Genomic DNA, 18,977 nt, shown 5'->3' on the forward strand with positions numbered 1-18,977 from the left:
TGTTGGTGTTATTTATTGAAAACGTTAAATGCCTCGAATAACGACTCCATGACGTTGAAGTTCTCGTTTAATTCGTTACTTTTCACTTCGCCCATATAATTGACCAGCGCCTCGATTAATACGAAGCCCGCGCTGCGGCTGCTGAACAGCCCGCTATGCTGGCTCTCCATCAGCAACATCGCCGTGGCGAAGTGGCTGAACGGATTGACGGCATTATCGGTGATAACGATGGTATCGCCACGATGTTGATAAAACCATTTTATCAACTTTGTCGTCACGCTGGAAAAACGATAATAAGAAATCGCCAGTAGCACATCGCCTTTTCTCGAGTCGATTAGCTTATGCGGTAAATTGGCAATATTGGCATCCAGTAGCACAATGTCTTTTTTGATATAGCGGCCAAGCAGATAAAAATACTCGGCCAAGGCATGTGCCGTTGCGCTGCCAATCACATACAGCCTTTTTTCCGGATCGCAAATCAGCGCGATGGTTTTCTCCAAATGCTGGCGATTGATGTTTTTCAACGTATTGTTGATATTATCGGTGATCTCGCCGCAGTGTTTTTCTATGAATTCGATGCCGTTTTTTCTGTTTTTGCTGTTGTCGAAGCGTTCTATGGGGGAGATGTTTCTGCGCTGCTCTGGCTCGATGGTGGACTCTTTGAAGTCACGAAAGCCGGTGAAGCCGAGCTTCATCATAAATCGCCCCAAGGTTGACTTGGCGATGTTGATCTCATGGCAAACATCGATCACTTTGCTGTAGGGGATGGACTCAAAGTGTTTGTCAAAATGGTCGATGATACGCCGATCCGTTTCGGTCAGATTATCAATGCTGGCAATACGTTGAGTGAATTCCGCTCTGTTCATGTCAGTTTTCCCCTCTACGCCATTTCTTCCTTCATTAATAACAAAACCCAAGGGAGAAAAAAGGGGAATCAAAAATTCCCTTGTCAGAAGTGTGTGTCATCTCTCATTCCCTTCTGACCCGCGCTACCGCTTGCTTTGGCAGTAGCGCGTTCTCCTCAAGTTACGGTTGTACCTTGAACTCGCCATGCTGTTCAAACCAGGCAAATTGCTCTGCGCCATAGGCAGACATCTTCGAGCCGCTATGCCCAACGTCGGGCAAGGTCGTAAAGCGCCAGTTGAAGTCGACCTTATAGCGTTTGGCTTTCTGCTGCGCCGTCAGGAAATAGCTTTGTGCACGGGTTAACCGGCTATCCCCCTGTGCCATGGCTTCATAAGAGCGGCGCAGCAAAGGGTGATACGGATCGTTATCTTTTTCACCGACGGTGATCAACACGGGTTTGGCAAAGTAGTCGGCCAGCTGTTTTTGCGTCACTTTCACCGGGGCATTGTCCAGGCCATAGGGCCAGGGGTTTTCCACATCTGGCATGGTCCACCATCCGGCTGCCGCACAAATGGCTGCTTTGACATTCGCCTCAGGGACAAAGGTCAGCATCCGGTGAACAAACTGGCAGCCAGCGCTGTTACCAAATAAATAATAGTCTTGTTGTTTGGTGATCCCCTGCTTTTGCATATCGGCAAACAGATCGTCAATGACCGTGAAAGCCCATTCCCCTTTAGGGTTGACCTGGTGGGTTTTGGCATTCTCGATATTCCCCAGGTTATAGCCGTCGTTACCGGGATAATCGGCTTCGGAGAACAGCGGGGCGATGACGATAAGTTTGTTTTTCTTGGCATTTTCTACCCACGAGTCGCGGTACTCATCAGCATTACGGTTCAGTCCGGTCAGGACAAATACCACTGGGGTGTTGGCATTGGCACCAGGAGGCTGGTAGCTGAAGACCTCCATCTTCTTGCCGGTTTGTGGCACGGTAAAATCGAAACTACCGCTCTCTTTTGGCAGCGCGGCTGCGTGACTGACGCTGGCGCTCAACGCTAACACGGCGAATAAACTGAGAAAATTGTTCATGTTTTCCATCCTTGCGCAGTGATTAAAATTCGTAACGTAACCCAAGTACCCACAGGTTTTCTGCCGAATCGTAGCTTTGCCGATCGTCATAAATGTAGGTGGCAGAAAGATGTACATCTTTTTTCAGGCGATATTCCAGTTCAGAGATCCACTGTTTGCGGTGGGCATAATCATTTTCAGACTCGATCAACTGCGAGTAGCCACCACGTAGCGCGACTTTGCTGGTAAACCAGTATTCAGCCAGCGAGTCGAAGGCATCATAATCTTTATCTGGCTTGCCGGTTTGCTCGTAGGTTTGTCGGCCAACGTTGATACCAAGATAAGCCTTGTCGTAGCTGAGGCGTATGCCAATCCCTTTTTGGGTATAATCGGTGTAGTTGCCGCTTAGACTGGTATTTTTGGGGTCTTTGGTCATTTTCTGCCAGGCAATCACCGGTTTGATTTTTAGTGGCGTACCCATCACCGGGAATTCAAAAGCGTAGCCGAGGCTGGCCATATAACCATCGTCAACGGTGCTGTCGCTTGCACCGTTACCCATCACGTAGGCGGTGCGAACGTCCAGCCCGGCATAGGTATATTCATATTGTAATGTGCCGTCCTGACGGTTCCATTGATAGGAGGAGTCGATACGCGTGCCGACCCAGTTGGAGTAAACGTTAGCCGTGTAGTTCATGTAACGATCGGTGATGCCCATCCACTGGTACATCGGGTTGCGCGTACGGCCAACCATCAGTTTCCCCAGATCCTTACCGTCAATCCCGATATAGCCATAACGAATATCCCAGTTATCTTCGGCGACCTCGGTATCGTTCTTCTGAGTATTAACCTGCCATTCCAACTTGCCAAACAGGCCGAATTGCTCATCGAGCTTTTGTTTGGCTTCAAAGCCAAGACGGCCGGTCAGGTTGGTGGCATTGGTGTGTTCATCTGTCCATTCATTGCCGGTTTGTGCCTCGATACGGCCATAAATATCGAGTTGTGTTCCTTTACTGTTATAGACCGTCACTGCCTCGGCGGCGCTGGTGGCTAGCAGGGCAGGAAGGAGTAATGCCAGAGGTATTGTTTTCATTATTATGATCCTGTGTAAGGTAAGTCATTTTTCTTGTTTTTTTATTAATATGAGGCGAACTAAAGCGACTCACTAAAAAATAATGAGTTGAGCTGGATGTATTAAACTCTCTAACGATTTGTGCTTGAGGTAATTAATTTAAGTTATTTAACAATAAACAGATAATAGCGAACCAATAAGCAACCTACGCCGCACATGATTTAATGCTGATAAGAAAGTCCAGGTTTGATTTTTTAGTTATCGCCCTCTTGGTGATTGATTTTCACACTATAGGAAGAGGGGAACGGTTGTGAATGGGAATCAAAAATTCCCTGGTTAAATATGTGAGTGCTGGCACAAATATGAATTGCGGATAAAAACAGCGGAGGAGGCAAGAGGTTTTTGTTGAAGAGAGCAGCCAATAAAAACCCCCGCACAACGTGAATTGTGCAGGGGCCAGCAAAGCAAGGACGTTACTTCTTCTCTACGGCAGCCTGGATGGCATCTGCCAGAGAGCTGACGTGCTTTTCTGCCGTTTTCAGCTGGTATTCGACACCGTTGCCGTCGTTGGTGTCAGACAGCGTTGCCTTCAACAGTTCCAGTGCTGCCTGCACCGCCAGTAATCTGCGTTTTTGCTCTTCCGTTGGAGCGATCCCAGAGCCAAAATAATTCTCTAACATGTTCATTTCCTTTCGCTAGACCTACCGAAATGGCAGACAACACGGATTACATGGGGGGGATACCCGCCATTTTCAAGGCATTGCCTTGAGTGCTGTCTCTTGTTGCAACGGCTTTGAGCCATGTTGGCGCGCACTGTTGATCCAGGCAAACGACCCCATCAGCGCAATCACCGTCAGTAAAATATACTCCAACGACATGGCATAAACCCCCTGGATGGCGTAAATCACTACGCTGATCACGTCAATCAGCACCCACAGCAGCCAGTTCTCGACGTATTTGCGCGTCATCAGCACCATGGCGGCGATCGACAGCACCAGCATGGTGGAATCCCATAGTGGGAAGGCGTCTGGTTGCAGTTCAGGCATCACCACCGAAAGCCCCATTCCCTGCATAATGCCGATGGCAATGCGCGTCAGCACGGCGAATACCGGATCGATAAACAGCGACATCAGGCCGATGGCCACCACGCAAACCACCAGCAGCGTGAGAGCCTTTTGCCGTGGCAACCAGCGGATTTTCAGCGCGGCTTCATTATTTTCGTTCTGACGGCTCCAGGCATACCAGCCGTACAGGTTGGCGGCGAAGAAAAACACCTGTAACAGCAAGCTGGCATACAGTTGGATCTGGAAGAAGATAGCGGCAAACAGCGTGACGTTAATCAAACCAAACAGGTAGTTGATAATCTTCTCTTTGCTGGCAAACCAGATGCACAGCAGGCCAAACACCGTACCTATGGCTTCGATCCATGACAGCGCATAGCCACCTTCGCCCAGAGGAATGTTGACCATGACGTTATTGATGCTGAAAAAATCCATTATTGCGTCCTCTCAAGATGATCCTGATACAGCGTTTCGAGCGCGAGCACGATTTCGCGTTCCTCGCCACGTTGGCAGGAATGCTCCTGCTGTTGATAGTCGTTGATGCTCTGTTCCAGGCAACCCTGGTGTTCCACCACCACGTTCAGGATAGAGGCGATGCGCATTTTACGCAGTGCGCCAACGACCATCAGCGGGGCGGTTTCCATATCGGCGGCGAGAATACCTTTGGCCGACCAAAAATCGGTGATCTCCTGTTCGCGGTCGGTGTAGAAACTGTCATGGCTACGCACATAGCCACAGTGCGTACTGTATCCCAGTTTTTGTGCCTGTTGGCGCAGCAGATAAACCAGGCCGCAGTCGGCACTGGCCGGGTAGGCTGCGGGGATATAGGCATTGCCGGTGCCTTCATCGCGCACTGCCGCGCTGGCAATCACCAGATCGCCCAGCTTCATTGAGCTTTGCATCGCGCCGCAGCTGCCAATACGCACCAGGCAGTCTACGCCGATCTGATGTAGTTCTTCGGCGGCGATGGCGGTAGAAGGTCCACCCATGCCGGTGGATATCACCAGGACTTCCATGCCACGAAACCAACCGCGCAGCGCCCGGTATTCGCGATTTTGGCCAAAATCCTCCACCTGATCCAGAAAGCGGGCAACGTGTTCGACGCGTTGTGGATCGCCCGGTAACAGCGCGTAATGGGCGTGTGTCATCTGCCGGCTAAGCCGGATATGCGGTTGTAGTTGAGTCATGGAACTTACCTGCGTTTTATACTGGTGGCATTAAGGCCAAAAATTAAAACTCGGCCTGTTGGTGTAACCGGACTGGATCGATTACCGCAATCCGTTCACCGTTGACCGTAATAATTTGCTGCTCGCGCAGTTCAAACAGGATGCGGTTGATACTGCGTGGGGCCACGGCAAACTGTTCGCTGAGCTGTTGTTTATTAATGGTAATTTCTCCTTCATTTTTGGCTCCCTGGTGTTGGTAGCTTTGCCACAGCGCATGGCAGACGCGCTGGTGCAATGAATAGAGACTGTCTTCGCCCGCTTTTTTCGACAGCTGATAGTACTGGCTGCTGAACGACTGAATGATTTTCTGGTTGAAGTAGTTGTCGACCGTCAGCCAGTGGCAAAAATCGCTGCGTGAAAGCGTCAGTAACGTCACTTCACTGGTCGCTTCTACCGAGCAGATATACGGCCGTTGCTCAAAGATCTCGAGCTCACCCAGCATGTCTCCGGCGTGGTAGCGTGCCTGTAAATATTTACGCCCATCGTCGGCGTGAATAAATACGTCCACATTACCCTGCGCTATCAGGTGAAATTCATGACAAATTTCATGTTGTTGACATATCAGCGTACCTGGCCTGACTTGCTGCAACTGCCAACGGCGTAAAATAGCCAGCGGGCAATATTTCAGCAGGTCGTAAAGTATGCCATCACCGGTCACCAACTCGACAACGCTCAACCATTCACTGTTTTTTTTGTCGTTCTGCATAGCGTTAACTATAAAGTTCCTCGGCAGGTAAGGACAGGACGCCGGTCCGACGGCAATGTCAAAAAGGGCGTAAAACTGGAAGCTGGCTCTGATATTAGAATATTGCTCGGGACATTTGTCCCAGCTTGTTTATCGATAACGGGGGATGTGATGGTGTTCACATATTAAATGGGGAAAGAGGGAGCAGAGGAAAAGATGGGGGAAAACTATTTCCCCCTCTTTTGCAGCACTAATTATAGTTTCGGAAAGTTCACAACATCTGTCACCATATCATCAATGGCTTTCTTCACGTCGGCCAAGGTGATTGGGGCATTTTCATTATTGACCGTTTTACCCAAGCCTTTACGTACTACGGCCAGGACCGTTTTACCGGTATCTTGATCGATCAGTTTGATTTCCATGAATAACGCGGTGTCTTGCGTTCTGTGTCCGCTGGCAGCCATGGTGGTGGCAATGACGGCTCCAATAGGAACAACTTCATAGAATTGCACCCCTTCGTTTTCAGCCGTTACCGCAGTAATGGCGACTTTAGCGACCAGGACGCGTGAGCCTGATGGGGTAGGCAACAATGTTGTACGTTGTGCAACGGCGTTTCTTAGTGAGGTGCTGGCGTATTCTCTGATCTGATCCAGCGTTTGCTGACTCACCCGAGCAGTGGGTTTTGCCGGTGGGTAGAAGACCAACGGGGTAATATAGATGCCACGATAGTCAGACTCTTTAAAACCGGGAGCTACCCAGCGCAATACCTGATGCCCGCTGGCGGTTTCCGTTTTTTGCAGCTTGCTGTAGTCCTGCAGGAATCCGGAATACTGCGTAGTTTCTGCAACCTTGGAGGTACATCCCGCCAGCAACATACCTGCAGCCAAAGCGGCCGCGGCAACGCCAAAACGATTTTTTTTCATATACTTCTCATCATGAAGTAGGGGGGGGGGCCTAAAAAATATAGCACTAACCTGCAAAATAGGACATGGGAGAGCTTTTACAGAAAAATAGCGTTGTTACAGATTGGTTTTTATTACGGCAGAGATAGCTCATTAATAAACCTTGACGCAATGGCGTTTCCAAGGGGTTTGTAATGCAAGGTCTGCAATTTACCCGTTAAGCGGCGATTGGTATGCTGCACACACCATAAAAAAACCATGTTGCCGTTGGTTACAATTAATGTCCTGTCAAAGTAAAACTACTAGTTTGTCAGTGCCTTCTATCAGGCGTTACATCTGGCACATCATCCTTACCCAAGCATGACATTTCTATACACTCGCGCTGGTAAGGTTATTCCAGCCCGATGATGTTGTGTTAGTCCTGTAGTGTATTACCATCCCTTTGATTTTATCCCGCCTTGTGCGGGATTTTTTTTGCGCGTCCAGTGTGCTCAAGGTATTACCCCGGCTGGCAGCGGTTAGATAGCGAGGTGACTTGCTGGTCAAGAGGGGGGGGGGAGCTTATAGTGATCCACTTTTTCTGCACAATTGAGGGTTATGATAAGCCAGTTATTAGCCCGTTTGGGCTAACACTGCATTTCGTAACTTTATGCCCGGTTCCTAGCCGGGCTTTTTTACCCCTAGGGTCTGCTTAAGCTTGCTGCTTTACCATCACTACCCGTACTGGCCTGTGGGCCTGCGCCGAAACTGTCAATTTAGTTGTCGATCTCCAGCCCGCCCGCAGCTCTTTACGGGCTTTTCTCATTGCGCTTCTGCTGGCGTTGCAGGAAAATAACCCATAAGTAAGAAGAATCTTAACCTTATACCCTTATAATTTCTCATGGTTTGTTATTTCAATAGCGTTAACAATTTAGACTATGCTGTTAACAACCATGTTCGCTAAAGGGATGAGTCCAGCGAACAGGGTTTTACATTGTCATCGGCGAATTAAACTAATAAGACACGATAGGGTTTTTGATTGATTTAATTGACCATTTTAATGGGCGTTGTGGTTCGTTGCGACTTTTTTGGGGAAAGAAAGCATGCTTATAGTCAGTGTTGTTATTATTGCCTCGCAGGTTATTTCATGAGCGTAGAAAGACAACGTTTGCCAGCGACGGTTTTGTTGGTCAATGTATTTTTATTGGCTTACCTACTTTCCTTGTTTGGCATTTTCACCCGTCCGTTAGGGTCGCTCTCCCTGTTTTGGCCGGTGAATGCTATTTTGCTTGGCTTGATGCTGCGTAAACCTGGCTATGCGACGATGTTGGGGGGGATAGGTACCTATCTTGGCATGATCGCCGCCGATCTCAGCACCGGCGAAAACTGGCCATTGGTACTTTGGCTAAATGCCTGCAATATGGCGCTGATTGCCACCGGCTATGCCGTGATGTCGATGCTGCCCAAGTCTCAACGGCGTATGGGCAAGCCCCAGGCAATTTTGTATATGTTTACTGCCTGTCTGCTTGGGGCCGCGCTGTCGGCAACGCTGTCGGTGTTACGCACTGACAGTCAATACAACAATACGCTGATCATTGCCTGGATGTCCTGGTTTAGCGAACAGTTCTCGACCAACCTGTTAATCCTGCCGGTCGTGCTTGCCGCCCCACGCTTAAAACAATTGCTGAGCCTGCAATTTGGCTGGCAATTGCGCTCCAGCCTGCCTTTGCTGGCGTTGTTGCTTTCATTGGCGCTTAGCGTGTATATCGGTGGACCGGGCGCCATAGCCTTCCCCATCCCTGCACTGTTATGGTGCGCCGTGCGTTATCATTTATTTACCGTCACCTTGCTGACGTTTCTTACCGGCGTGACGGAGATTGTCAGCATTTCTGCCAATCTGATGCTGTATGAAACGCCGGGAGCGCGAGGGGCGGTGATGGACAGCCTGATGTCAGCCCGTTTGGGCATCGCCATGCTGGTGATGGGGCCACTGATTTTGTCCAGCTCGATTGCCGTTAGCCGTAAACTGCTGCGCCGGCTGGAACACAGTGCTAATCACGACTTCCTTACCGGGACTCTGGCGCGTAGTGCTTTAACGCGCAAAGGCAAGGAAATGCTGGAACAGAAGCAGCGTACGAAAGAGGCGGTGTCGTTGCTGTTAATCGATATCGATCACTTCAAACTGATCAATGATACCCATGGTCATGCCATCGGTGACCACGTTCTGGCGGCATTCGCTCATATTTTGCGGCGTGAACTGCGCCACGACCAGTTATTTGGCCGACTGGGGGGCGAAGAGTTTGCCATTATGCTGCCGCGGGCGCTGGGGACGCAGGCCGTGGCCTTAGGGGAACATTTGCGTCGGCGGATAGAAAGCGCCGAACTGAACCCCAACGGCAAGGCGCCATTGCGGATCACGATTAGTGTGGGTGTGGCGAGTTTGGCAATGAATGAGGATAAATCACTGGAACAGCTGATGAATATGGCCGACATTGCGCTTTATCGTGCCAAGTCCCAGGGCCGTAACTGCGTCGAATCGTTTAACATGGTCAGCGGCAACAGCCTCAACCATGTCATATTCAAATAGCGTTTCAGCCCTGTTTTGGTGCGAATTGCGTGCCGCAGTTAGGGCAAATCAAGGTGCTGAGTTTACGCAGTTTTGAACATTGCTGTTCGGTAACATAAGCACACTTTGGGCAGGCAATTTGAGTGGTGCGGTTATTGTAACCTTTAACGCTGGTGGATTCAGACATATCGCGTACCTGTGTCAGGTGAAAACCCACGCTAACACAGGTGCTATTAAATAGCTTCCAATGTTTTCAGGGGCTATAGGGTCTTCAACGCCTGCACGGTTTCATCGATATCGATTTCATGCTCAGAGAAGACGTGAGTCGCGTTCTGGAAGGTGGTGATTGAGAGCATACGCAGCGTTTCCGTGGCGGTTTGTGGCGCTTCGGCGACTTGCGGACGGATACGGTTCATCAGCAACCCAACGGACAACACGGTGTTCTCTTTATCGACCTCCACCTTGACCGGCACTTCTTTGGTGAAGGTATCGAAGGACTTGATGCTGGAGATTTTGATTCTCTCGTTGGCGATGGTGATGTACTTGCTTGGTGCTTGTACCTTTACCGCATAGGCCGATGGCCCTTTGGTATTGTTGGTTGGCTCAAAGGTTACCAGCGCGTTTTTCTTAATCAGCTCTGGGTTTTGCACTTTAATCACGTGAAAATAACGATTTTCCCCGTTCTCGTCGGTGATAAAACCGAAGCCTTTGTCTTCAAAAAAAGTCGTTATCTTGCCGTTCATGGTCATTCTCATCAGGTCGTTCGTAACAGCGCTAATGATAACGCGTAATGCCTTGCAGTGACAGGGGGGACGGTGTTTCATCAGCAAGACGAAAACCTAAAAACGGCGGGTTCAGGGGCAACAATGGGCCACATAGGTGTTTAATCGGTCTCTCAAAGGTTTTTTGGCTGATTGGGCTGCCTTGGCCGTCTCTGGTAACCGCGGACATCAATTTACAGGGTAAATAACCGACTTTTTCACTTTTTATCGATTTTATGTGATCTGTGTTGTGGACAAAATCCCGTCTAATTGCTGTACTGTATTGGACACACATTTTGTGTCTTACATTCACGTTAAAGGTAAGTTTGATGTCTAAGATTAAAGGTAGCGTTAAGTGGTTTAATGAATCTAAAGGTTTCGGTTTCATTACTCCTGAAGATGGTAGCAAGGACGTTTTCGTTCACTTCTCTGCCATCGCTAGCAATGGTTTCAAAACTCTTGCTGAAGGCCAGCGTGTAGAATTTGAAATCACGAACGGTGCCAAAGGGCCATCTGCTGCTAACGTTATCGCTATCTAAGCTACAGTAGCCAAAATTGTTAAAACCCGCTCCATGAGCGGGTTTTTTATGCTTTTTTTTCAGGCCAGGGAGGTTAAGAGAACAGGTAAACCTTGATGAAGGCCAGGACGATCAGCACGCACGTCAGGGTGACAATCCATTCAGTAGTGGTTTTTGGCAGGGTAAACATTCAATTCCTCACTCAGCACAGGTTACTGAGCGAGGATTATCCCGATGGCAGATTAAGAAAACATTAAGCCCCGAGTTTTCATTGGCCGTAGAACGCTCTGACCAGCATAAAGGCCAACAGCGTCATCGCCAGCGAACCCGCCAGGTTGAGCAGCATATTGGTGATGGCCCAGACAACGCGCCCGTCCTGCAACAGATAAACCACTTCAAGCGAGAAGGTAGAGAAGGTAGTCAACCCGCCGCAAAAGCCGGTTGTGATCAGCAGCTTCCAAACTGGGTCAATGTGTGTCATACGGATAAACAACGCCAAGGCCAGCCCGATGATAAACCCCCCCACCAGGTTTACGGTCAAAGTGCCCAAGGGAATATGAGGATGTACAGGGTTGAGCTTAAGGCTCACTGCCCAGCGCAAGACGCTACCCAAACCACCGCCAATAAATACAGCCAGTAAAGAACTCCACATGGTGATAAACCCTATCTAAAGATGGAAGATGCTCAGAAAGGTTCAGGCAAGCGCCTACGCACCTCTCTGAGAGGTTACGTAGACATCATCAGCCTGTGAAAGGCGGTTATGGAGGAATGTCATTTCCGTTTGTTGGCGCGAAACAATCGCGCGGGGCAGATTTTACACCTTGTCGCTGTGGTTTTGTAGTAGCTTCAGCCAGACAGGAATTACTCACTTCAATAACCGCAGTTAACACCGCACACCTGTTACGCTATTTCTCGACGCCATTTCTCCAACCAATTTATCAAGTCATTAAGCTATCAACTTAATAAACTAGTGGGCTAGCATTGATGTACGGCGAGTTCCTGCCGGTTGCGGCCATTATTTTTTGCCCGATACAGTGCGGTATCGGCGGCCTTCAACCATTCCTGGTAGCCGGGCATTTCGGGCTGGTAATCGGCGACCCCGGCGCTGATATTCAGCTTTAACCCAGGGGCTTCACGGAAGACGACCTCGTTCAGGCGCTCCTGAATGCGGTGGAGCGCCAGGCTGGCCTGTTCGGCACTGGTATTTGGCAACACCGCGCCAAACTCATCACCGCCGTAGCGCCCCACGATATCCATCGCCCGAAGCCCTAACACCAATTCTTCCGCCAGAACGATCAGCGCCTCATCCCCCAGCCCATGGCCGAAGGTGTCGTTGATGGCTTTGAAATGGTCAATATCCATCAGGATCAGCGTAGCCGGATGGTTATAGCGCCGGCAGCTATCAAACTCATTGTGCAGCAGGTGTTCCCAATGGCGGCGGTTAAACACGCCGGTCAAGCCATCACGCGTGCTGATGCGCAATAACTCCTGTTGCTTTTCTGCCAGCCGCTTGGCGGTTTGGTAGGTCACATAACCCAGGAAGACTGGGTAGATGAAGATCATCGGCAGACACAGATAAACCTGCAGCGGTGTGGATTGTGGCGTAAAGGGGAAGCCCAGTATCGCACTGGTCACCAGCGCCCCGATAATTTGCGCTATCAGGCCTTTGAAATACAGAGACGGCCCACCGGAAGCGATATTATTCATCCCCATCATCGACAGGATCACCACGGCGGGGAGCGCATTGAAACCCATGATGGCAACCCACATCCCACCTAGCAGTGCATCGATGAGCAGGTTGCGGATCTCGGTGGCGTAGGGGGCTTCGCTGCGGATAGACCATTGATAAGCGACATGTGGCCAGATAAAACCATTCACTGCCAGCAAGATCCACACGCCAACCGGCTGATGAACTGGATAGAGCGCCGTCAGTACGCACAAGAAACCAATCCCCAGGCCGACAATACGTGGCAGGTAGAGGCGCCTGGCGAAGTTGAGGCCCGCACGCCGGGTGTTAATAGCCGATAGAGCTGTTGGCATCCCATGTATCCCTGTGATGAATTATGCAGCCGGCCTGGAGCCGGAAAAAAGCGAATAGCTAAGAATATGCCCTATAATCTAAGCATAGAACATCTTGGGTAGATCTCACCTTGTTACAACTGGTTGTTGTTATAGCCGAAATAAAGTCGCTAAATACCCATAGACAAAGTTTGTTCCAGCGCTGCGTCCTGCAGCCATAAATGAATAAAGAAGGTAAATATGGAAGGTATCAGTATTACCAAGCTGCTGGTCATTGCGGTGTTGATCGTCTTGCTGTTCGGCACCAGCAAACTGCGTACTCTGGGCGCGGATCTGGGTGCTGCGCTGAAAGGCTTTAAAAAAGCGGTGGGCGATGACACCCCTCCTGCACAGAATACGGCTGAAACGCCTACCGCGCAGCAGAGCGTCGAAAAGAAAGACGTTTAAACGTTTCTGCTGTTGAGCCATAAAAAACGGATGCCGCAAGGACATCCGTTTTTTGACGTTAATCGCAGGTGAAGCGTAACAAAAGATTACCGCGGTTACTTCACTTCCAGCCCTTTGGCCTGCAAGTCCGCATGATAGGACGAGCGCACAAACGGGCCGCAGGCAGCATGGGTAAAGCCCATTGCCATCGCTTCTTCTTTCATTTCGTCAAACTCCGCCGGGCTGACATAGCGCTGCACTGGCAGATGGTGACGGCTTGGTTGCAGATACTGCCCCAGCGTCAGCATGGTTACGCCATGACGGCGCAGATCGCGCATCACTTCCACGATTTCCGCGTTGGTTTCACCCAAACCCACCATCAGGCCGGATTTGGTCGGGATCGAGGGGTGAGCTTCCTTAAAGCGCTCCAGCAACTTCAATGACCACTCGTAATTAGCCCCGGGACGTACCTGGCGATAAACACGCGGCACGTTTTCCAGGTTGTGGTTAAACACGTCTGGTGGCGTGGCGGTAAGGATTTCCAGCGCACGATCCATACGGCCACGGAAGTCTGGCACCAGGGTTTCGATCTTGATGTTCGGGCTTTTGGCTCTGATGGCGGTAATGCAGTCGGCAAAGTGCTGCGCGCCACCGTCACGTAAATCGTCACGGTCAACCGAGGTGATCACCACATAGCGCAGTGCCATGTCGGCAATGGTTTGCCCCAGCTTTTCCGGCTCGTTGGCATCGGGAGCCACCGGGCGGCCATGGGCCACGTCGCAGAATGGGCAACGACGGGTACAGATGGCCCCCAGGATCATGAAGGTGGCGGTACCGTGGTTAAAGCACTCAGACAGGTTGGGGCATGACGCCTCTTCGCAGACCGAATGCAGGCCATTTTTGCGCATCGCGGCCTTGATGCCTTGAATGCGCATAGAGTCGGCAGGGAGCTTGATCTTCATCCACTCGGGTTTGCGTAACAATTCCTGGCGCTCGGTGATGACCGTTTTTACCGGGATCAACGCCATTTTGTCTGCATCGCGGTATTTGACGCCGCGTTCCATCTGAATCGGTTTACTCATAATCGTGCAGGTTCCAGTTACGAAGCTCGACCGTCTGGTAGCCGAGTAAATGTACAAATTCCTGTACCAGAATGGGATGCACATCGGCGATCCCGACACCTGGTGCCAGCGCGCTGACTTGTGTCATCTGCATTCCGGCATAACCGCAGGGGTTGATGCGTTGGAAAGGGGTGAGATCCATAGCGACATTCAGGGCCAGGCCATGAAATGAGCTACCTTTGCGGATCCGCAAGCCTAATGAACAAATCTTTTGTTCACCCACGTACACGCCGGGCGCATCCGGGCGCGCGCGTGATTCGATCTTGAAATGGGCGAGGGTATTGATAACGGTCTCTTCCAAGGCCGTGACGAGTTGGCGAACACCCACCTTGTTGCGCTTCAGATCCACCATCACGTACATCACCTGCTGGCCGGGGCCATGATAGGTGACCTGGCCGCCGCGATCGCTCTGGATCACCGGGATATCGCCTGGCATAAGCAGATGTTCTGCCTTACCGGCCTGCCCTTGGGTGAACACGGCTTGATGCTGCACCAGCCACAATTCATCGAGCGTGGATTCGTCGCGGTGATTGGTGAAGCTGTGCATGGCTTGGGATACAGGCTCATAGGGCTGCAACCCTAGCTGACGGAGAATGATCTTATTGTGTTGCAAGCGGGGCATCGTCAGGTTACAGAAGTGGTAAAAACATTATACCGGGCGCTCTGGCCCGCGACCAGCATTTATCCCTGGCGAACCAGAGCAACCCGGACAGCGGTGGCGCTGAACCAGGTTGGCTGGCAGGGAGTTATGCTGTAATTACAGCACCATACGGACAATTTCAATATTGCCCAACTCTTCATATAACGTTTCCACCTGATCGATATGGGTGGCGGTGATGGTGATGGAAACGGAGTGGTAATTGCCTTTGCTGCTCGGTTTGACCTGAGGATTGTAATCCCCTGGAGCATGGCGTTGCACCACTTCAACCACCTGGTCTACCAGCTCGGGGTGTGCCAGACCCATTACCTTGTAGGTAAAGGTACAAGGGAATTCGAGCAGTTCGTTCAGTTTAGTCTTTTGCATGTAGGTGCGCTCCAGCTGTGGCGGATCTCTAAATTATAACTCCCGCCGGGGCGGGAGTTAGTGTTAATTGTTATATGGGGCCGAACTCAGCCGATTCAAGGGTTAACCGAACCAGTGATGGAACATCAGGCGGATATAATCCACGATGCGGCCAAAGAAGCCACCTTCTTTCACTTCGTTCAGCACCACCAGCGGGCGCTGATCGATGGTTTTGCCATCCAGCTGGAAATTGATGGTGCCAACGACCTGGTTTTTGGCCAGCGGAGCATGAATTTCCGGGGTGTTCAGCACATAGCTGGCTTTCAAATCTTTCATCCGGCCGCGTGGGATGGTCAGGTAGGCATCTTTGTCTACGCCCAGCTCAACGCGATCGGCATCGCCGAACCAAACGGGTTCAGAAGCGAACTCTTTGCCTGCTTTCAGTGGTGCGACGGTTTCAAAGAAGCGGAAGCCCCAGGTCAGCAGTTTTTTGCTCTCGGTTTCGCGGCCTTTATAGGTACGGCCACCCAGCACGGCGGAGATCAGACGCATCTGGCCTTCCGTCGCTGAAGCTACCAGGTTATAACCCGCCGAATTGGTGTGGCCGGTTTTAATCCCATCGACGTTCAGGCTGGTATCCCACAGCAGACCGTTACGGTTCATCTGACGGATATTGTTGAAGGTGAACTCTTTTTCTTTATAGATAGCGTATTCGTCTGGCACATCGCGGATCAGCGCCTGGCCGATCAACGCCATATCACGCGCCGAGCTGAACTGACCTTCCGCATCCAGGCCGTGCACGGTTTGGAAGTGGGTGTTTTGCAGGCCGAGCTGTTTGACGTAGGTATTCATCAGGTTCACGAACGCATCCTGGCTACCCGCGACGTAGTCCGCCATGGCGACACAGGCATCGTTACCGGATTGCAGGTTGATACCACGAGTCAGCTTGGAAACCGGTACGCGGTCCCCCGGTTTGAGGAACATCAGTGAGGAACCTTTGAACACCGGGTTGCCGGTAGCCCAGGCATCCTGACCCACGGTGACCAGATCGTCCTGGCCAATCTTGCCGGATTTCAGCGCCTGGCCGATGACGTAGCTGGTCATCATTTTGGTCAGACTGGCAGGGTCGCGGCGTGCGTCGGCGTTCGATTCCGCCAACACTTTACCGGAGTTGTAATCAATCAGGATGTAGGCCTCGGCATCAATCTGCGGCACACCTGGGATCATGGTTTTAATATTAACGTCGTCTGCGTGGGCAACTGACGCTGCGCTGAGCGCGATGGCAGTGCCAAGCGTGAGGCTTTTGATTAAGCGAAAAGAGGTTACCTGTTTCATGATCGGGACTACAACATCCGTAAAAGTTAAGTTAAAAAACGAGTCACACTATAGCAGACGGGGCCCCGGCAGGCATTAGCCATTCGGCCGACAGTAGGGGGTTTACACAGATTTACCTGAAAGAAAATGTTTCAGATAAGTCAACGACCTGCTGTCGGCGGCATCGGCCAGCCGAGTTTCACGACTAGGGTGCGGCAGTGATAAAGGACTGTTGTTGTGCCTCACTGGCCAGACGCTGTTGCAGCTGTGCGGCCTGTTGACGATTGCTGAACGGGCCAAGCTGCACGCGGTAGACGGCGCCGTTGGCGGCGACCTTACCAGGAACGCCAAACTGCTGGCTCAGCTGTTGTTGCCAGCTTTGCGCACGCTCGGCATTACTCAGGGCACCTACTTGTACGACATAGCTACCGCTGGTACTGGCTGCGGCTGCGGTGGCCACAACCGGGGTTGCAGTTGGCGCGCTGATGACCGGTTGGGGTTCTGTCCCTTCCAATACGCCAGGGGCTAACGGCTGCGGCGCACCAAGGAAACCACCGCTACGACCAGTGGAGGCGGCAGGGGTAGTGCTGTTGTCGTTGTAGTTCATGCTGCCGTTGTCAATCGTTTGAGCGGCAGGGGCGGCAATCGGTGCTGATTGCTGCATCGGTGCATCCATACCGCTGCCGGAACTGAGATCCGGGCGTGGAGGCAGGGCGTAACTCTGTTTGGCGACGACGGTACCCACGGTACCAGGACCGCTCAACGTGCCGTCTGGAGCAACCTTGATAAAGTCGACCTTCACCTTGGTGTTGCTGGACAGGTTGAGGCGATCGGCGGCAGCTTTGGACAGATCGATAATCCGGCCAGAAGTATAAGGGCCGCGATCGTTCACGCGTACCACCAGTTGACGACCATTGGCCAGGTTAGTGACGCGTACATAGCTAGGAATAGGCAAGGTGGGATGTGCAGCGGTCAGCGCATTGGGATCGAACCGCTCACCAATGGCGGTAGTGTTGCCGTTGGCCTCTTCACCGTACCAGGCCGCCAGGCCGGTTTGCGAGAAGTTCTGCGGATCTTGCACGATACGATAAGTGTCGCCATTAACCTTATAATCCTGCAGGGTACCAGGGTTATAGGGTTCATAGTGAGGCTCCACGCCGCCGATTTCGGTCACCGGCCCGTTGTAGGCTTGTTGCACCGGAGCCTGTGTTTCTTCCGTCGTGGTACAGGCGGAAAGTAATACCGCAGCAGCAACCGCGCCGACCCAAAGCCATTCCTTACGCATTGCACACCTCTTATAGATTTTTAGACAACATTTTCCGATGCGTGTGGATCGACATCACGATGCCGAACCCAGCCATGAGTACGATCAGCGCCGACCCCCCGTAACTGACCAAAGGCAAAGGTACGCCAACTACCGGTAAAATGCCACTGACCATACCAATGTTAACAAACACATAGACAAACAGGATCAGCATCAGCCCACCGACCATGACGCGGCCAAAGGTGGTCTGTGCCCGGGCGGCAATCATCAACCCGCGGATAATCACCAGCAGATACAGCACCAGCAGCACCAGTACGCCGATCAGGCCAAGTTCTTCCGCCAACACCGCGAAGATAAAGTCGGTATGGCGTTCCGGCAGGAATTCCAGCTGAGACTGAGTGCCGTGCAGCCAGCCTTTACCCGATAGGCCACCAGAGCCGATGGCGATTTTCGACTGAATAATATGGTAACCGGCCCCTAACGGATCGCTTTCCGGATCGAGCAGCATCATCACGCGGTCACGCTGATAGCCGTGCATCAGGAAGAACCACAACACCGGGATAAAGGCGGCCAGCGCTACGGCAGCCACAGCGATCAGCTTCCAGCTCATTCCCGACAGGAACAGCACAAACAGGCCAGAGGCGGCGATCAGGATCGAGGTGCCCAGATCGGGCTGTGCGGCAACCAGCAAAGTGGGCAGGAAGATCAGCACTAGCGCGATGCCGGTATTCTTCAGCGAAGGCGGGCACACGTCACGGTTCATAAAGCGTGCCACCATCAGTGGCACGGCGATCTTGGCGATTTCCGAAGGCTGGAAACGCACAAAGCCCAGATCCAGCCAGCGCTGCGCCCCTTTACTGATTTGGCCAAAGGCATCCACCAGGATCAGCAATATCACGCAGAAAATATACAGGTAGGGTGCCCAGCTTTCATAAACCCGCGGTGGGATTTGCGCCATCACGCCCATCACGATCAGCCCCATCAGGATCTGGCCGATTTTGCGCTCCATCATGCCCATATCCTGGCCGCTGGCACTCCACATCACCACGGCGCTGTAGATCAGCAGGGCCAGAATAAACAGCAGGAATGTCGGGTCGATATGGATTTTGGTCCAGATAGAGCCCTTTTGTTGGCTTTCAGTCATGTTCTACC

At 51.6% G+C, this 18,977-nt stretch carries 21 protein-coding genes and 1 riboswitch; of the genes, 3 read left to right on the forward strand and 18 right to left on the reverse strand.

From position 1 onward, the window contains the following. Positions 1 to 8: 8 nt before the first annotated feature. The 8 genes from ACMV5H_RS01980 to ACMV5H_RS02015 all read right to left on the reverse strand — a co-directional run bounded on the left by ACMV5H_RS01980 (position 9) and on the right by ACMV5H_RS02015 (position 6,875). Positions 9 to 866: a MurR/RpiR family transcriptional regulator gene (locus ACMV5H_RS01980; protein WP_414821379.1), complete on the reverse strand. Its 858-nt coding sequence runs from the start codon at positions 864 to 866 to the stop codon at positions 9 to 11. Positions 867 to 1,026: 160 nt separating this feature from the next. Further along, on the reverse strand, positions 1,027 to 1,932 hold the full coding sequence (locus ACMV5H_RS01985; RefSeq protein ID WP_094983101.1) for a hypothetical protein: 906 nt from the start codon (positions 1,930 to 1,932) through the stop codon (positions 1,027 to 1,029). Positions 1,933 to 1,954: 22 nt separating this feature from the next. Further along, the gene (locus ACMV5H_RS01990; RefSeq protein ID WP_179252154.1) at positions 1,955 to 3,001 is read right to left on the reverse strand and encodes a porin; all 1,047 of its coding nucleotides are present in this window, start codon (positions 2,999 to 3,001) and stop codon (positions 1,955 to 1,957) included. A 452-nt stretch (positions 3,002 to 3,453) separates the two neighbouring features. Further along, the gene (locus ACMV5H_RS01995) at positions 3,454 to 3,660 is read right to left on the reverse strand and encodes a hypothetical protein (protein ID WP_021180021.1); all 207 of its coding nucleotides are present in this window, start codon (positions 3,658 to 3,660) and stop codon (positions 3,454 to 3,456) included. A 72-nt stretch (positions 3,661 to 3,732) separates the two neighbouring features. Then, positions 3,733 to 4,476 carry a nicotinamide riboside transporter PnuC gene (pnuC, locus tag ACMV5H_RS02000; RefSeq protein WP_059200125.1) on the reverse strand — a complete coding sequence of 248 codons (744 nt, stop codon included), beginning with the start codon at positions 4,474 to 4,476 and terminating at the stop codon, positions 3,733 to 3,735. Further along, positions 4,476 to 5,228, reverse strand: coding sequence for a nucleoside phosphorylase (locus ACMV5H_RS02005; protein WP_414821380.1), 753 nt, complete (start codon positions 5,226 to 5,228; stop codon positions 4,476 to 4,478). Before ACMV5H_RS02005 ends, pnuC begins: the two co-directional genes overlap by 1 nt. 43 nt (positions 5,229 to 5,271) lie before the next feature. Further along, complete coding sequence (locus ACMV5H_RS02010) at positions 5,272 to 5,973, reverse strand: Crp/Fnr family transcriptional regulator (RefSeq protein WP_414821381.1); 702 nt, start codon at positions 5,971 to 5,973, stop codon at positions 5,272 to 5,274. A gap of 233 nt (positions 5,974 to 6,206) precedes the next feature. Continuing rightward, a complete protein-coding gene (locus tag ACMV5H_RS02015) occupies positions 6,207 to 6,875 on the reverse strand; it encodes a DUF3313 domain-containing protein (protein WP_414821382.1) in 669 nt (222 codons plus the stop codon). A 1,105-nt stretch (positions 6,876 to 7,980) separates the two neighbouring features. Here ACMV5H_RS02015 and ACMV5H_RS02020 point away from each other — a divergent pair. Then, a complete protein-coding gene (locus ACMV5H_RS02020; RefSeq protein ID WP_414821383.1) occupies positions 7,981 to 9,420 on the forward strand; it encodes a diguanylate cyclase in 1,440 nt (479 codons plus the stop codon). Positions 9,421 to 9,424: 4 nt separating this feature from the next. Here ACMV5H_RS02020 and ACMV5H_RS02025 read toward each other — a convergent pair whose 3' ends face one another. Beyond that, on the reverse strand, positions 9,425 to 9,586 hold the full coding sequence (locus ACMV5H_RS02025) for a YnfU family zinc-binding protein (RefSeq protein ID WP_021180016.1): 162 nt from the start codon (positions 9,584 to 9,586) through the stop codon (positions 9,425 to 9,427). A 73-nt stretch (positions 9,587 to 9,659) separates the two neighbouring features. After that, positions 9,660 to 10,142: a cold-shock protein gene (locus ACMV5H_RS02030; protein WP_021180015.1), complete on the reverse strand. Its 483-nt coding sequence runs from the start codon at positions 10,140 to 10,142 to the stop codon at positions 9,660 to 9,662. Between the two features lie 347 nt (positions 10,143 to 10,489). Here ACMV5H_RS02030 and cspE point away from each other — a divergent pair, with 347 nt between their 5' ends. Further along, entirely contained in the window at positions 10,490 to 10,699 is a 210-nt protein-coding gene (gene cspE, locus ACMV5H_RS02035) for a transcription antiterminator/RNA stability regulator CspE (RefSeq protein WP_002210315.1), read from the forward strand. Positions 10,700 to 10,946: 247 nt separating this feature from the next. Here the strand turns inward: cspE and crcB are convergent, their stop codons facing one another. Together crcB and adrA are read right to left on the reverse strand one after the other, a co-directional pair. Further along, positions 10,947 to 11,330, reverse strand: a complete 384-nt coding sequence (crcB, locus tag ACMV5H_RS02040) for a fluoride efflux transporter CrcB (RefSeq protein WP_021805340.1) — start codon at positions 11,328 to 11,330, stop codon at positions 10,947 to 10,949. Between the two features lie 72 nt (positions 11,331 to 11,402). Next, positions 11,403 to 11,466: riboswitch (Fluoride riboswitch) on the reverse strand. 187 nt (positions 11,467 to 11,653) lie between these two features. After that, on the reverse strand, positions 11,654 to 12,718 hold the full coding sequence (adrA, locus tag ACMV5H_RS02045; protein ID WP_021805339.1) for a diguanylate cyclase AdrA: 1,065 nt from the start codon (positions 12,716 to 12,718) through the stop codon (positions 11,654 to 11,656). 219 nt (positions 12,719 to 12,937) lie between these two features. On the opposite strand from adrA, the gene tatA reads away from it, so the two are divergent. Beyond that, positions 12,938 to 13,144, forward strand: coding sequence for a Sec-independent protein translocase subunit TatA (gene tatA / locus ACMV5H_RS02050; protein ID WP_021180013.1), 207 nt, complete (start codon positions 12,938 to 12,940; stop codon positions 13,142 to 13,144). A 95-nt stretch (positions 13,145 to 13,239) separates the two neighbouring features. On the opposite strand, the gene lipA is transcribed toward tatA, so the two are convergent. The 6 genes from lipA to mrdB form a co-directional block, all read right to left on the reverse strand. Next, the gene (gene lipA, locus ACMV5H_RS02055; protein ID WP_414821384.1) at positions 13,240 to 14,205 is read right to left on the reverse strand and encodes a lipoyl synthase; all 966 of its coding nucleotides are present in this window, start codon (positions 14,203 to 14,205) and stop codon (positions 13,240 to 13,242) included. Further along, positions 14,198 to 14,866, reverse strand: coding sequence for a lipoyl(octanoyl) transferase LipB (lipB, locus tag ACMV5H_RS02060; RefSeq protein WP_037375143.1), 669 nt, complete (start codon positions 14,864 to 14,866; stop codon positions 14,198 to 14,200). Before lipB ends, lipA begins: the two co-directional genes overlap by 8 nt. Positions 14,867 to 15,001: 135 nt before the next feature. Then, positions 15,002 to 15,268, reverse strand: coding sequence for a DUF493 family protein YbeD (gene ybeD, locus ACMV5H_RS02065; RefSeq protein ID WP_021180010.1), 267 nt, complete (start codon positions 15,266 to 15,268; stop codon positions 15,002 to 15,004). Between the two features lie 102 nt (positions 15,269 to 15,370). Continuing rightward, entirely contained in the window at positions 15,371 to 16,582 is a 1,212-nt protein-coding gene (dacA, locus tag ACMV5H_RS02070; RefSeq protein ID WP_021805336.1) for a D-alanyl-D-alanine carboxypeptidase DacA, read from the reverse strand. A gap of 184 nt (positions 16,583 to 16,766) precedes the next feature. After that, complete coding sequence (gene rlpA, locus ACMV5H_RS02075; RefSeq protein WP_179248219.1) at positions 16,767 to 17,846, reverse strand: endolytic peptidoglycan transglycosylase RlpA; 1,080 nt, start codon at positions 17,844 to 17,846, stop codon at positions 16,767 to 16,769. A gap of 10 nt (positions 17,847 to 17,856) precedes the next feature. Further along, on the reverse strand, positions 17,857 to 18,969 hold the full coding sequence (gene mrdB / locus ACMV5H_RS02080) for a peptidoglycan glycosyltransferase MrdB (protein WP_021805334.1): 1,113 nt from the start codon (positions 18,967 to 18,969) through the stop codon (positions 17,857 to 17,859). Between the last annotated feature and the right edge of the window lie 8 nt (positions 18,970 to 18,977).

The sequence above is a fragment of the Serratia sp. N21D137 genome, assembly GCF_047530005.1.
Taxonomy (GTDB): Bacteria; Pseudomonadota; Gammaproteobacteria; order Enterobacterales; family Enterobacteriaceae; genus Chania; species Chania fonticola_B.

What these genes read in the sequence shown, in the direction of transcription:
- lipB (WP_037375143.1), bottom strand. Translation starts at nt 14,866, where the DNA reads ATGCCCCGCTTGCAACACAATAAGATCATTCTCCGTCAGCTAGGGTTG.
- ACMV5H_RS01985 (WP_094983101.1), bottom strand. Translation starts at nt 1,932, where the DNA reads ATGAACAATTTTCTCAGTTTATTCGCCGTGTTAGCGTTGAGCGCCAGC.
- ybeD (WP_021180010.1), bottom strand. Translation starts at nt 15,268, where the DNA reads ATGCAAAAGACTAAACTGAACGAACTGCTCGAATTCCCTTGTACCTTT.
- ACMV5H_RS02020 (WP_414821383.1), top strand. Translation starts at nt 7,981, where the DNA reads ATGAGCGTAGAAAGACAACGTTTGCCAGCGACGGTTTTGTTGGTCAAT.
- ACMV5H_RS02015 (WP_414821382.1), bottom strand. Translation starts at nt 6,875, where the DNA reads ATGAAAAAAAATCGTTTTGGCGTTGCCGCGGCCGCTTTGGCTGCAGGT.
- ACMV5H_RS01990 (WP_179252154.1), bottom strand. Translation starts at nt 3,001, where the DNA reads ATGAAAACAATACCTCTGGCATTACTCCTTCCTGCCCTGCTAGCCACC.
- crcB (WP_021805340.1), bottom strand. Translation starts at nt 11,330, where the DNA reads ATGTGGAGTTCTTTACTGGCTGTATTTATTGGCGGTGGTTTGGGTAGC.
- rlpA (WP_179248219.1), bottom strand. Translation starts at nt 17,846, where the DNA reads ATGCGTAAGGAATGGCTTTGGGTCGGCGCGGTTGCTGCTGCGGTATTA.
- ACMV5H_RS02030 (WP_021180015.1), bottom strand. Translation starts at nt 10,142, where the DNA reads ATGAACGGCAAGATAACGACTTTTTTTGAAGACAAAGGCTTCGGTTTT.
- ACMV5H_RS01980 (WP_414821379.1), bottom strand. Translation starts at nt 866, where the DNA reads ATGAACAGAGCGGAATTCACTCAACGTATTGCCAGCATTGATAATCTG.
- lipA (WP_414821384.1), bottom strand. Translation starts at nt 14,205, where the DNA reads ATGAGTAAACCGATTCAGATGGAACGCGGCGTCAAATACCGCGATGCA.
- pnuC (WP_059200125.1), bottom strand. Translation starts at nt 4,476, where the DNA reads ATGGATTTTTTCAGCATCAATAACGTCATGGTCAACATTCCTCTGGGC.
- cspE (WP_002210315.1), top strand. Translation starts at nt 10,490, where the DNA reads ATGTCTAAGATTAAAGGTAGCGTTAAGTGGTTTAATGAATCTAAAGGT.
- ACMV5H_RS02025 (WP_021180016.1), bottom strand. Translation starts at nt 9,586, where the DNA reads ATGTCTGAATCCACCAGCGTTAAAGGTTACAATAACCGCACCACTCAA.
- ACMV5H_RS02010 (WP_414821381.1), bottom strand. Translation starts at nt 5,973, where the DNA reads ATGCAGAACGACAAAAAAAACAGTGAATGGTTGAGCGTTGTCGAGTTG.
- adrA (WP_021805339.1), bottom strand. Translation starts at nt 12,718, where the DNA reads ATGCCAACAGCTCTATCGGCTATTAACACCCGGCGTGCGGGCCTCAAC.
- ACMV5H_RS01995 (WP_021180021.1), bottom strand. Translation starts at nt 3,660, where the DNA reads ATGTTAGAGAATTATTTTGGCTCTGGGATCGCTCCAACGGAAGAGCAA.
- dacA (WP_021805336.1), bottom strand. Translation starts at nt 16,582, where the DNA reads ATGAAACAGGTAACCTCTTTTCGCTTAATCAAAAGCCTCACGCTTGGC.
- tatA (WP_021180013.1), top strand. Translation starts at nt 12,938, where the DNA reads ATGGAAGGTATCAGTATTACCAAGCTGCTGGTCATTGCGGTGTTGATC.
- mrdB (WP_021805334.1), bottom strand. Translation starts at nt 18,969, where the DNA reads ATGACTGAAAGCCAACAAAAGGGCTCTATCTGGACCAAAATCCATATC.
- ACMV5H_RS02005 (WP_414821380.1), bottom strand. Translation starts at nt 5,228, where the DNA reads ATGACTCAACTACAACCGCATATCCGGCTTAGCCGGCAGATGACACAC.